This is a genomic window from Mesorhizobium sp. M1A.T.Ca.IN.004.03.1.1 (assembly GCF_003997555.1).
Taxonomy (GTDB): domain Bacteria; phylum Pseudomonadota; class Alphaproteobacteria; order Rhizobiales; family Rhizobiaceae; genus Mesorhizobium.
Genome location: NZ_RZTV01000016.1, coordinates 1 through 12,446, shown reverse-complemented (window position 1 = coordinate 12,446; position 12,446 = coordinate 1). Strand labels below are relative to the sequence as shown.

Sequence of the window (12,446 nt, the reverse complement as noted above, 5' to 3'; positions counted from 1 at the left end):
GCTCTTGCGCTGAAGGAGGCGCGTTCGCGCGCCCCCTATACCGTAGGCTAACACATGGATTCGCAACGCATCATTGCAGGCGCCCTCATGACCATAGCCATGACGCTGGTCGGATCCGGCGTGGTGGCCTCGAAAATCATTGCCGGCGGCATGCACCCTTTCCTCGCCGTTCCCCTGCGTTTCCTGATTTCGACGCCGATCCTCTGGGGACTCGTCTTCCTGACAAGCACGCCGCGGTCGCGGCTCTTGGCAAAGGAATATATGATAGTGATGATTCAGGCGGCCGCGGGCAGCGCCGGCTATAGCATTCTAATGATCCTCGCCTTGACCTTGACGACGAGTGCCAATGCCAGTGTCATCCACGGCCTTTTGCCTGTATTGGCTGCCCTCGTTGCAACGCTGGCCTTGAAGGAGAGGCTTGGCGCCAAGCTATGGATCGCCATCGGCGCTGTCACGGCAGGCGCACTTCTTGTCAATGTCGCCTCTGCCAAGGGCTTTGGCCTCGATCTGAAGCTGCTGGCGGGTAACCTGCTGGTGGTCCTCGCTGTTTCCGGCGAAGCACTGTTTGCTATCCTGAACAAGAGAATCAGCAAGCCGCTGGCGCCGCTCTATCTCGCGGCGCTGATGAGCAGCATTTCACTGGTGCTGACCTTGCCGCTCGCCGCTGCCCTTGTCGCGTTTAGCACCGTTGCAGCAGCACCTGCCGCCCTATTGGCGACAGTCTATATCAGCATTTTTCCCACCGTGATCGGCTTCTGGCTCTGGTATTCAGGAGCCGCGCGCGCCAGCGGCGGAGAGGCTGGCGTGTTCATGGCAGTGCTGCCGGTCGCGGCACTCGCGCTCTCGTTTCTTCTTCTCGGTGAGACCATCACGACGATCCACATTCTCGGAACCGCCCTTGTCGTCCTCGGCATCGCTGTTTCGGTCAGCGGGGCAAGAACAGTGAAGAAGCAGGCTGCCGAGGGTGCTCATGTTTAACGTTCGCCAATAGGCGATGCAGCCCTCATCGTCACGGCGTCTTGATATGTCCCAGCAACGCTCCCGGCTACTTTCTTGAAATGATCGAGAACCGTTTCGCGTTTCAGAATCATGCTTTAGTCTCTGGCAAAGGTCTTCTTTCGATCAGCGATGTGGGCGGGCGATGGGAAAAGTCGAGGACGAGCGGGCGTTTTTCTCTGAAGCCTGGGTAGAGCCGCCGAAGAAAGAGGTGGCGCCTGTTGAGAAGCCGCACTACCACGGCCATCGTGATCGTCTGCGCGAACGCTTCTTGGCCGGCGGTCCGGACGCCCTGCCCGACTATGAACTGCTTGAGCTGCTTCTCTTCCGGCTGATCCCGCGCGTCGACACCAAGCCGATCGCCAAGGCGCTGATCGCGCGCTTTGGTTCGCTTGCCGAAGTGCTCGGCGCGCCGGCGGCCCTGCTCGAGGAAGTGAAGGGCATCGGGCCGACGGTGGCGACCGATCTCAAGGTCATCGCCGCCACGGCGCAGCGCATGGCGCGCGGCGAAGTGCGCGGCCGCGAGGTTCTGTCGAACTGGACGCAGCTTCTCGATTATTGCCGCTCGGCCATGGCCTTCGAGGCCCGCGAGCAGTTCCGCATTCTCTTCCTCGACAAGAAGAACGGGCTGATCGCCGACGAGGTGCAGCAGACCGGCACGGTCGACCATACGCCTGTCTATCCGCGCGAGGTGGTCAAGCGCGCGCTCGAACTTTCCGCCAGCGCGATCATTCTGGTGCATAACCATCCGTCCGGCGACCCGACGCCCTCGCGCGCCGACATCGACATGACCAAGCAGATCATCGACACGGCCAAGCCGCTCGGCATCGCCGTTCACGACCACATCATCATCGGCCGCAAGGGCAATGCCTCGATGAAGGGCCTGCTGCTGATCTGACAGTCCCGAATATCAGCTGGAAATCATCCGACGGCGGGCACCTCGCGGGCAATGGCTCGATCGAGACGCGTTGACGTTAGTTCATCAAAAGCACCAGAGCGGGATGCAGCTTCTTCAGGTTCGGCAGTGATTTCGATTGCCAGGGTATGTCGGGCGTTCCGCGCACGACAAGTCGAACATCGGGATGCTTGCGCACCTCGATGGTAAATTTCGCCAGCAGGTTGATGCCGGAAGAGTTGAGAAAGTGAAGGTCCTTCAAATTGAGTGTGATGGAAGCGGGATTTGAGGCAAGAACACTGGTCGCCAAAGCCGTGATCGGCGCACCCGCCTCGGAACTGGCAAGCCGCATTGCACCGTCGAAAAAGATATCGCTTCCCTCAGTCCACACGCGGTAGTCGTCTGTCTTGATTTCCATATCTGGCTTCGTTTCATCTAGTTGTGAGTTTGCGAGATCGGAATGGAGGCATATGTTTCCAGGCAAATACGGTCGTTTTCATCGGCCGGGCTGAATATCCAGGCCAGACGTGCGCCATAGTCGCTCATCAACGTCAGCAATCCAAGCCCGGAGCTCCCCACGTCGGGGTTCGCGGCATTCGCCTCAATCCGCTGTATCAGCAGGTCCTTTGGGTCGCCAACCGTGATGTCCGCCAGCAGGCTTTGGAACTCGGACGCGATTTCACCATCGACGTCATTCGACACCTTGAGCTTGAAGCACTCGGAATCCATCGACGCCTCAACCACGATTTCGCCTGGTGCGCGGAACTTGACGGCGTTTTCGATGAGTTCGTTGACCAGATATCCGATGCTATGCCGCACCTCCATGTAGTCATTGCGCGACGACTGAAAGCGCAACGCGAAAAGATCGGCAATGAAGTCCGAGGTCGTGGCGCAATGACGCCAACTCAAGTCGAGAGGTCCGTCGAACAGCCGCACGCGACTGACGCTCCCCTTCATCCCTATTGCAATGTCAGGCGTACCGAACAGCGCTGTCATCCTACGTATGCCTTATGATCACGAGTGTGATGTCGTCGTGGATCTTCTGGATTCCGATATGAGCCATCAAATCCTCGATGATCCCGGTCTTGATGTCCTCGGCGCTCCTGCCATGGCGCTTTTGCACGCTCTTGCAGAGGCGATCGAACCCGAACAGTCTTCTGTCTTCATCTTCCGCCTCGGTCACACCGTCGGTGTGCAACACGATTACGTCGCCGCTCCCGAACACGATGTCTCGCGTGTCAACAAACTGCGAGATGTCGTTCTCCAGGCCAACGGGCAGACCCAGATCAAGCGTGTCGATACGTTCGACGTCCCCATCCGCACGCACGACGAGAATGTCCTCGTGCTGGCCGGATAGCGTTACCCGCCCGTCCTCAAAGTCAAGAAAGGCCAGCGAGAGATGCTTGTCGGTGTTCGTCCGCTCGATGTTCTTGTAGATGGCCCTGTTCAGACGAACCAGAAACTGATGCGGATCGCCTTCGTTGGCCTCCTGCAGCGCGCGTGCAACGGATTGGACCATCAGCATCAGCACGCCGCTCTCGAGACCATGACCGGTCACGTCGCCGATGCCTATCTTGACCCGTGATCCGTTCTGGAGGACGTCGTAGTAGTCCCCGCCCACCTCGTCGGCCGGCCGCATGTAGGCCGCGATCTCCAGCCCCGGAATCGCTTCGAGTTCGAACGGTTTCGGCAGGACCATCATCTGGATTTGCCTGGCGACCGCGAGTTCGGCGCCGAGACGGACGTTCTCGTCCCGCAGCTTTTCGTTGAGCGCGGAAATCTCCTGATTTGCGTCGCCGAGTTCCCTGGTGCGTTCGTCGACGAGTTGCTCGAGGTTTTCCGTGTGAAAGCTGATCTGCTCGGCCATGCGGTTGAAGGCGACCCCGACCGCTCCAACCTCGTCGCGCGTTGGAACGCGAACACGGACCGAATAGTCTTTGGACTGTAGCCTCTGGGCGGCGCTGGCAAGCGCCCTGAGGCCGGCCGTGATCCGCTTCGAGATGCCGAGCACTGCCGCAAATACAATCAGAAGCGAAACGACGATGGCGGCGACCTGAAAGAGCAGAATACGATTGGTCGCGCGAGAAATACTCTTTTGCGCGGCGACCAGGGACGCATAGATTTCGCGTTCTGGAACGACGATTCCGACCGACATCGTTTCAGACTTGATCGGTCCCGAGCTCCACAGATTGGTCGGCTTCAATCTTTTGAGGACAACTATGTAGGGTACGTGTTCGCCCTTGTTGTCGAGCATGATATGCTGAATGACACCGTCATTGTTCTGGTCGAGCGGCAGCGACGCGATGGCCGGCTGCGTGCTTCCCCGCAGGGACCTCTCCAGGCCGGTGACGCCCTGCGTGCCCGCATCGTTGGATGAAGTCAGGCCGATGATCGCCTCGCCCGATGGATTGATCGCCACTACATTGCCGGTCGACATGGTGAGGAAGCCGAACCCGGTTTCGGCGATCTTGACGCGCTCGACGACTTCCGCGAGTTGATCGAGAGTGATGTCTGCACCCGCTACACCGGCGATACCGGTACGGTCGCGCGTCCACAGCGGGTGGAAAAAACTGACGATCAGCTTTCCCGTGATCGCATCGGTGTAGGGCGCTGTCTGAGTGATATCGTCGGGGACTGGACGTGAGGCTGGATCCTTTGCCCATTGCTGCCATGACCCATAGATCCCCGGAAAGAAGAACTCCCAGAACTCCGCCTTGTTGTGGCCTGGATAGAGCCGGTCGAAGGTCTGTGCCTGGTCCGTATACGGTACCGTCCTGAAGATCGGCCGTTCCTTCGGACCAATATAGTACATCTGCAGTTTTGGCGATCCGCTGGCCATAAGGGTCGGCGCGACGAGATCCAGAACGGTACTGTCTTCGATTTCCTGCTCAACGCTCGGCAACGGCGTGTGGTCGGCGCCCAGCAGGTAGCCCCAGACGCTAATCACGGAAGGCGCGCCCGGCAGGTTCTGCGCCCAATCGCCCTTCGCGTCATAGACGACCTTCACCGAGCCGGGTGCCTCCTGCGAAAGGGTTGCTCCGACCTGTCGCTGCCGGCTCGGATGGTCGGTCTGGGCCTGCAGAACGCCGGCCAGCGCCTTCACGTCCCCATGAACTCGATCGAGCAGGAGGTCGACGCTTAACGCTGTCGAGTCGGCATAGGAGCGAATGTATTCCTGGTTTGCGGTGGTCAGGCCCTCACCGACTTCCGACGTGGCGTCGCGCGACAGCTTTTGAACGTTCCAGAGCGCAAGGCCACCGCTCAGCAAGAGGTCGAACAACACGGCGCCGCCGACGACCAAGACGAATTTCGCCCGGAAGGAGCGCAGGCCGAAGCGCGGTGTAGGCTGATCGTCGGCTTTCATTGCGGCCTTCGCCCCGATGCGACCCAGATCGGCCAACCCGCATAACCCTTGGGGTGTAGCGCAGCGAATATGTGATCCTGGAAACCCTGCCGGAACCGTGCAACGAACTCCGGCCCGTCGCCGCGTTTGATGGCCATCTCGCCGGCATAGACATCGGCCCAGGCGACAATGACATCGGCGAAGTCCTGCGGATCTCCGTCCAAGTTGGTGACGGTGAAGGTCTCGACACGTATGTCGTCGAATCCGGCTTCGATCAGATATCGCCGACTCTTGGGCCCGAGCTCGACGTCCATTTCGAAATGCGCGAACAGCTTCGCCACTTCATTGTATGTCCAACGGATGCTTTCGGCGCGCGGCTCGCCGAGGCAATGCGAATTCTTCTCGTTGGTGATGTAGACCCGCCCGCCTGGCTTGCATATGCGGTAGAGTTCCTTGAGGATGAGTTCCGGTCGATTGAAGATTTGAAGCGAATGTCGGCAGGTGACCAAGTCGAACTGCTCCTCGTCGAGCAGCATTTCCGAGGCATCGCCATAAGTATATTCGATGCCCCGGATATCGAACTCCCGCATCACGCGTCGGGCGTAGTCCAGGCTTGATATGGAGTGGTCGAGGGCGACAATCCGCGACGGCTGGAACTCTTTCTGCACGAGCACGGCGAAATCGCCGATCCCGCAACAGATGTCGGCCATAACGATCCCGGGTCTCATGCCATGTCGCGGCAGGATTGCACGCTCGTGGCGCCAGGTCATCTTTGTCTGCGTGCGCAGGATTGGAACGAACCCGCCTTCCTCGAGGAAGCCCTGCCCTGGATAGAATTCGCTGTCATACTCCTCGACCGTGATGTTCGGTTCGATTCCGCTCAGCCGACCGAATTTTCGCGAGGTCCATCCGACGACGCTCGACGTGATGACAACAAATTTGAGATCGGGTCGAGCGCGACAGGCATCGATGATGATTCTCGAAAAGGCGTAAAATGCAGCGTTGTTCATCTGCGCCAAGCGCCTGACATTGACGTAGAGAACGCCGCGCACTCGGCCGATCGCATCGCGAAGCAATGCCAGGCTAGGCCCAAGCTCATCGATCGCCTGAGGCCGGACCACCCCAGATATTGAGAACTCCTGGTTGTTCGCATCGTACTGCGCCTTGAAGCGCGCGTGCAGGTTGTAAGGGCTCAATGTTGCAGGCCCTCAAGCGGAAGATCCACGACGAGCGTGATCGCATCGCCGTCGGCTTCCTCGACCCTGAGTGCCGCGTTGTAGTCGACAGCCAGTTCCAGGAGTACCACCTCCCGGCTGGGCGCCAGATCCCCAGACACAGAATTGAGATATCGCTCCTTGGCCTCAAATCCCGCGACTTGCGAAACGGCTTCTTCGTAGAATTGGCGCTCCTCCGGCATGCAGGGAAATGTCAGTTCGATCCTGTCCGTCGCGCCATAGCGAGACACCCTGCATGCCAGTTCGCCGTCGGCGTGGCGGGTACGAAAGGCGACTTCCAGTAATTCGTTGAAGGCAGAGGAAAAGAGATTCGAATGCCGCACCGAGTCTGATCTGTTTTGACTGATCATCCGGGCGATGTACGTCGAGACATAATCGCAGTGTTTCCAAGCGGAGACAAAAGTCTTGATTTCCATGTCGATCTGGATCATCGGCTCAAAAGTCGGTTCGCCAACCGGGTCATGATGAACAGATCCCATCCGCATCCTCTCCTATTCCATCCGTATTTGAGCCCAGGTGACGCGATGAACTCCGTGATGAGCCAGTCCCGCATTGCGCGGCATCTAGCTCGATCGTTTTTACAGCCCTCCGATTTACAAACGGTGCAAGTGGCTAGCGCGCCCGATTTGATTCCTCCATCGCTACCAGCCCGTTCGGCGGCGACCGCCTGATGAAATCGCCGGTTGCCTCGGATCCGAGCGGCCGTCCCATGAAATTGCCTTGCAGGTAATCGCAATTTTCCTTGATCAGCCACCGTGCCTGCGCCGACGTCTCGACCCCCTCGGCGGTGACGCTTATTCCCAGGCCGTGCGCCAGACTTATGATCGATCGCACAATCGTTTGACTCTTCAGATCCGTCTCCAGGTCCGCGATGAAGTATTGATCTATCTTCAAGGTATCAAACGGAAAATTCTTAAGGTAGCTCAAGGACGAATAGTATGTTCCAAAATCGTCGAGCGAGATTCGTATTCCCAGGACGTTCAACGTATTCAATGTATCTATATTGTCGATAGTCTTCTCAAGAAGAACCGTTTCGGTTATCTCGAGTTCAAGCCTTTCAGCCCGGATTCCAACTGCGTCGATGATCTGAGCGACCGTGTCCGTCAGCGAACCGCTTAGGAACTGAGCCGGCGACAAGTTGACTGCGACTGTCAGCGCGGAAGGCCACGCCAATGCCTGGCGACAGGCTTGCTCGAGCACCCATCGTCCAATTTCGTCCATCAGACCGTCGGCTTCGGCGATCGGAATGAACACGCCGGGCGGAATGATTCCTATCTCGGGGTGCCGCCACCGCAGCAGCGCTTCGAAACCAATCACCGACGAAGGAGGCCTGATGAGCGGCTGATAGTCCAGGTAAAGCTCGCCCCGCTCCAGCGCGGTTCGAAGGCTGCGCCTCAGATTTTCGCGTTGCTCGAGCAACAACAGCATCGAGCGATTGAACGTTCGAGCGCAGCCGCGACCATCCGTCTTGGCTGCGTAAAGAGCAATATCTGCGGCTTTCATCAGCTGCTCGCCATCGGTCCCGTGCTCCGGCCCGAAAGCGATTCCGATACTTGAACCGACGAAGACGGGAATGCCGTTGATGACGAAAGGGTCCTTGAACGAGTTGACCAGCGATGTTGCGAGGCGCTCGGCTTCCGCGGGCTGCTCCTTGCCCAATTGGATGACGGCGAACTCGTCGCCGGCATACCGGTACGCAGATTCGCCGTCCTCCAGCGCGTCGCGGATTCGACCTGCCGCGAGTTGCAGAAGCGTGTCGCCTGCCCCATGGCCGAGCGTGTCGTTGACCGCTTTGAAATCGTCAAGATCGATTTGCAGCAGGGCGGCTTTTGGCTGAGATCCGCCGATGGCCGCCAGCGCTTGCTGCAGCCGCTCGCCGAATCGCCGCCGATTCTGCAGTCCGGTCAGCACGTCGTGCGTCGCTTGATGGAGCAGAATCATATGCTCCTGCTCCTGCGCCGCGCTGCGCTCCCCCTGCTCCCGGGATTCGATGATTCCCACACCATCTGCAGTGCCGAAGACGAAAACGGAGCGGGGCGCTTCGCCCGATGATCGCGGCAGGTCAATGCTTGCCGCAGAGCCGCCCTGGAACACCCGAAGAAATTCGTCGCGGCACCTCGTATCGAGGAAGCTTGGATAGATCCCCCAAATGGCTGCGCCTGGCACAACCGCACCTCCGTACAGACGTTTAAGCCTGGCGGCGTAGTGAGTTAGGCGGAAGTCGCTATCATAGAACGATAGAAGTTCGGTCGTATTCGCCAACAGGTTAGCGAGAAGCGCTTCGCCGGCACGTGAACCATCGCTTGAGGACGACTCCTCATTCTGCGTGCCGACGCCTGATGCCTCTGAACGCAAAAGCCACCTCCGTAGGCGGTGAAAATTAGCGTCCCCCAGTTTAGAAATAGCATAAGTAACAAGCTTGGCAAACTTTCAACTCGCTATTTCAACAAGCGGTGCATGCGCTGTAATTGCAATGGATCCTCCGCTGTGATTGGCGGGCAGGTTATTCCACGATGGACGTTCATTCATTGTTAATAAATCGCGAATCGACAGATAATCGGCGTCGCGCCCGGCGTGATTCGAAATATTGCGATCCACAGGACAGAGCGGAATTCGCGGCCTGGGCTCGATCACAGACCTAGTGTTTCGAGATCGGCTTTCTCAAAAATTTGGTTTTCAGCCACGTTTTCGACGGTCCGCTCTGGTAGGGGCTATCGGCGCGTTTCGAGATGACGCCGTCGAGCTCGGTTTTCTCGGTGGCGCGAAAGATCGCGAGCGCGTCGCCCTCAAAATGCTCGCTGTATTGGATCTTGCCGAGGCCAGGCTCAACCAGTCGCCACAGCGCTTGCTTGCGTTGCAGCAGGGGTAAGGGAATAAGATTGCGACCGTCGAGATGGAGGATGTCGAAAGCGACGAACACCAGCCGGCTCGGCTCGTTCCAGATCGCGGCTTCCAGCTCAGGAGAACCGGGCGAGCCACGCCCGCCTGAGACAATCACCTCGCCGTCGAGAATGGCAGCCCGGCATGGCAGGTCGACAGCTAGCGCGATGGGCCAGTATTTAGTCGTCCAGTCGCGCCCGTTCTTGTTGTAAAGACGCGCGCCGTTCTTATCAATGATGATTTGCGTGCGGTAGCCGTCGAATTTGGCCTCGTGGACCCACCCTTCATCTTCGGGCGGCCGCTCGACAAGAGTTGGTATCTGCGGCGGAATGAACTCCAGCCGTTCGTCGTCGACCTTGTCACGATGACTCAACTACGCCACCATCTTTGCCGGATAGCGGTGGCGCGAGCGGCACCGGCGATCTGGTATCCATTTGGACACCTGCCGCCTGTGCCTTGCCCCCACTAAGCCATTCTGCGACGGAATGAACACCGGCCAGCCGCCCCCCGGCCATTGGCACGCTTACTCAATTACGCCACACCTTCGACGGATAGCGGTAGCGCGAGCGGCACAGGCGATCCGATGTCCCCCAACTTGGACATCTGCCGCCCTGTGCCGAGCCCCCACTAAGCCATCGAGCCCCCACTAAGCCATTCTGCGGCGGAATGAACACCAACCGGCCGCCTCGGCCTTGGCACGCTAACTCACTTACGCCTTTGACGGTTTGCGGCGGCGCGGTCGGCACAGGCGGTGCGATATACCCCCCAACTTGGAAACCTGCCGCCTGTGCCGAGCCCCCGCTAAGTCACAGCGAACATCTACGAATATGGCCGCGCTGTCGTTAGCTGCGCATCCAGATACTTATCCGGGCGTACATATCTCGATCGGCACGGCATCTCTCGCCAGGGATTTTGCCAATGGGGTACCGCCAGCCAAGGATCGCTTGCCCGGCAAGGATTGTCGCCGGATCCAGTATCACTCCGGGCATACTGATGAAACGTCCGCCGCGGATGCTATGATCAGCTTCCAAGTGCCTTGAGCCATCCTTCAAACGAGGAGGTCTTCTCGTGCTCGCCAAGCGAAACAGAGTGGGCGGGGCGCGGCAACACCGTCGTCCTGCGCCCTTCGCGGGGGCTGTAACCGAACTCCTTGCTGAACGCCCGGCTGAAATTTGCCGCTGAACTGAACCCGAAGGCCTCCGCAATTTGAACGATGCGCCGGCTGTCCGCCGGATCGCTGAGCGCAACATGGGCCGCTAGAAGTCGGCGACTTTGAATGTAATGGAGCACCCCACCGCTCGGTTCGAACAGCTGGTAGAGACGAGATCGCGAAACACCGAGCGCCCGGCACATTGAATCCGGCGTCAGATGAGCCGCTTCCAGGTTGTTTTGGACGTATCGACGGGCCCGCTCCATCAGCGCGACACTCGCCAGTTGTTCGGCCGCAGCCGCATGTTCGGCCGGCGGCGCTAGGCACGCAATGATCATGCTGCGGGTTGCGTGTACGATGCGAGGCAGGTCGTCAGCGGTGAGGCTGCGCAGTCTTGTTACCATGCCGTCGACATAGTCGATCAAAAGGTTTGCAAAATTGCCGGAAAGAATTGAGTTGTTGTTTGCGTCGAGGGTTGCCGCCGCGTCGGCGAACAAATCACGCGGCAAATATAGAACGAGACTTTCGGATTCGGTCATCCTCCCGCGAAACGGGTAGCCTAGCGACCTGATCTCAAGTTTGCCCGGCTGGCCCTCCGCGACGCGGCGATTGACCTCCGTCCACGACCGGCCGGTATGTGGCAAGACGACATACCAATGATCGATCGAGCTGGACCGAAGCTTTGCGGCGGAACGGATGTAACTGTGCGCCGGCGTCCGCTGTTCGACGATCAGCATGCCGCCGAGATTCCAAGCCTTGTGCGCTGCGGGGAAGCCGTCGTCCAGCGATTTGTCATCCGGCAGCCTGACCTCGACAAGCGGTGCCACATGCGCTTGCCAAGCGGGGAATTGATCCTCTGCTGCCAGTTCGAGCGTTGAAAAGGACAGCGGTTCCAGTGCCGGCGCGATTGGCCGAGCCGCCTCATTGTCGGGTTGAACGTCGCGAGGCCAACGCCGTCGCTCGCGCTCCGGTACAGGCCCGGTATGCGCCTCGTCTTGCTCCTTAGCGTCCATCGCGCGTGGTGCCATATCCGATTCCGGTATGCCCATGCCCCCGCAATCATGTGGTGTATCCCGGGATCTGGCAAGCCTGTGGACCGCATCGTCGATCACGCTGGGTTACAATAAGAAATGCATCCCGAGATAAGTTTCTGGATACGAGGCTAACGACACACTTCAGACCGGCGCCTATAGATTCCGACATCGTGAAAGCGACGTTGAGGAGACCAGGTAATGAATGAAAAAGTCAAAGGAGAAGCTCGCCGCAAGATAATTCTTGATGGATATGTCAACAACGAGCCATTAAAAGACATTGCGGCAAAGCTCGGATGCTCACTGGCGAGTTTGAAAGTCAGCGCCAGCAAACTTGGCTGCACTCGCGCCCCGAAAGAGGCGGCTGACTTTCGACGCGGCTTCCGTATACCCGACAACAAACGGCAAGACTATTACCAGCTCATGCGGGCCGGCCAATATAGATCTCGGGACTGCGCACAGATTTTGGGATTATTGACAACACAATCGCCGAGCATGGAGTAACGTTACTAGAAGCTGGGGACAACATCTTTTCAAGCCTCGGTGACAAGGCCCCGCCGCAAAGCACGGGCGGCGGGCGCTGAAAGGTTCGCTCAAATGCTGCGTCGGCGTTTCAATCGCACCTGCCTTAGCCCTCTCGATCTGGCCGTTTGCGAACGCGTGTTCAATCAGGTCTGCGCAGATGAACAGCTCGATCCTTTGGACCCGGACGCCGAAATTCTAGCGGTATTGGTTGTGGCCATCTTTCGAAATGCTCACACCAGCGAACGCGAACTGCTGGAGGCGGTCAAATCTCGCCGGCAAAAGGCCAGGGCAGCCGTCCGCACGCCTAAAATTAACTAGGCTGAATCGACATTCAGCGCATCCATAACATAGCTGCGGCGAGATGGATGAAGGCGAGGAAGTGGCCGGCGCG

At 58.8% G+C, this 12,446-nt stretch carries 12 protein-coding genes; 4 read left to right on the top strand and 8 right to left on the bottom strand.

All coding sequences use genetic code 11. The features are described from left to right. Positions 1-54 precede the first annotated feature (54 nt). Complete coding sequence (locus EOD29_RS28325) at positions 55-978, top strand: DMT family transporter (RefSeq protein WP_127248583.1); 924 nt, start codon at positions 55-57, stop codon at positions 976-978. Positions 979-1,141: 163 nt separating this feature from the next. After that, on the top strand, positions 1,142-1,894 hold the full coding sequence (radC, locus tag EOD29_RS28320; protein WP_127248582.1) for a DNA repair protein RadC: 753 nt from the start codon (positions 1,142-1,144) through the stop codon (positions 1,892-1,894). Positions 1,895-1,970: 76 nt separating this feature from the next. Here radC and EOD29_RS28315 read toward each other — a convergent pair whose 3' ends face one another. The 8 genes from EOD29_RS28315 to EOD29_RS28280 all read right to left on the bottom strand — a co-directional run bounded on the left by EOD29_RS28315 (position 1,971) and on the right by EOD29_RS28280 (position 11,527). After that, a complete protein-coding gene (locus EOD29_RS28315) occupies positions 1,971-2,309 on the bottom strand; it encodes a hypothetical protein (RefSeq protein WP_067000080.1) in 339 nt (112 codons plus the stop codon). A 17-nt stretch (positions 2,310-2,326) separates the two neighbouring features. Next, the gene (locus EOD29_RS28310; RefSeq protein WP_170950193.1) at positions 2,327-2,887 is read right to left on the bottom strand and encodes an ATP-binding protein; all 561 of its coding nucleotides are present in this window, start codon (positions 2,885-2,887) and stop codon (positions 2,327-2,329) included. A 1-nt stretch (position 2,888) separates the two neighbouring features. Next, positions 2,889-5,255, bottom strand: coding sequence for a SpoIIE family protein phosphatase (locus EOD29_RS28305; protein ID WP_127248581.1), 2,367 nt, complete (start codon positions 5,253-5,255; stop codon positions 2,889-2,891). Then, positions 5,252-6,430, bottom strand: a complete 1,179-nt coding sequence (locus EOD29_RS28300) for a class I SAM-dependent methyltransferase (RefSeq protein WP_127214214.1) — start codon at positions 6,428-6,430, stop codon at positions 5,252-5,254. The genes EOD29_RS28305 and EOD29_RS28300 overlap by 4 nt, the downstream gene beginning before the upstream one ends. Beyond that, positions 6,427-6,948: a ubiquinone biosynthesis methyltransferase UbiE gene (locus EOD29_RS28295; RefSeq protein WP_095829875.1), complete on the bottom strand. Its 522-nt coding sequence runs from the start codon at positions 6,946-6,948 to the stop codon at positions 6,427-6,429. The genes EOD29_RS28300 and EOD29_RS28295 overlap by 4 nt, the downstream gene beginning before the upstream one ends. Positions 6,949-7,081: 133 nt before the next feature. After that, positions 7,082-8,731: an EAL domain-containing protein gene (locus tag EOD29_RS28290; protein ID WP_127248609.1), complete on the bottom strand. Its 1,650-nt coding sequence runs from the start codon at positions 8,729-8,731 to the stop codon at positions 7,082-7,084. Positions 8,732-9,107: 376 nt separating this feature from the next. Beyond that, positions 9,108-9,722: a DNA ligase gene (locus EOD29_RS28285; RefSeq protein WP_127248580.1), complete on the bottom strand. Its 615-nt coding sequence runs from the start codon at positions 9,720-9,722 to the stop codon at positions 9,108-9,110. A 647-nt stretch (positions 9,723-10,369) separates the two neighbouring features. Continuing rightward, a complete protein-coding gene (locus EOD29_RS28280) occupies positions 10,370-11,527 on the bottom strand; it encodes an AraC family transcriptional regulator (protein WP_245475462.1) in 1,158 nt (385 codons plus the stop codon). Between the two features lie 204 nt (positions 11,528-11,731). Here EOD29_RS28280 and EOD29_RS28275 point away from each other — a divergent pair, with 204 nt between their 5' ends. Both EOD29_RS28275 and EOD29_RS28270 read left to right on the top strand, forming a co-directional pair. Next, the gene (locus EOD29_RS28275; protein WP_127248579.1) at positions 11,732-12,034 is read left to right on the top strand and encodes a hypothetical protein; all 303 of its coding nucleotides are present in this window, start codon (positions 11,732-11,734) and stop codon (positions 12,032-12,034) included. 93 nt (positions 12,035-12,127) lie between these two features. Then, positions 12,128-12,373, top strand: a complete 246-nt coding sequence (locus EOD29_RS28270; RefSeq protein ID WP_127248578.1) for a hypothetical protein — start codon at positions 12,128-12,130, stop codon at positions 12,371-12,373. Positions 12,374-12,446 lie beyond the last annotated feature (73 nt).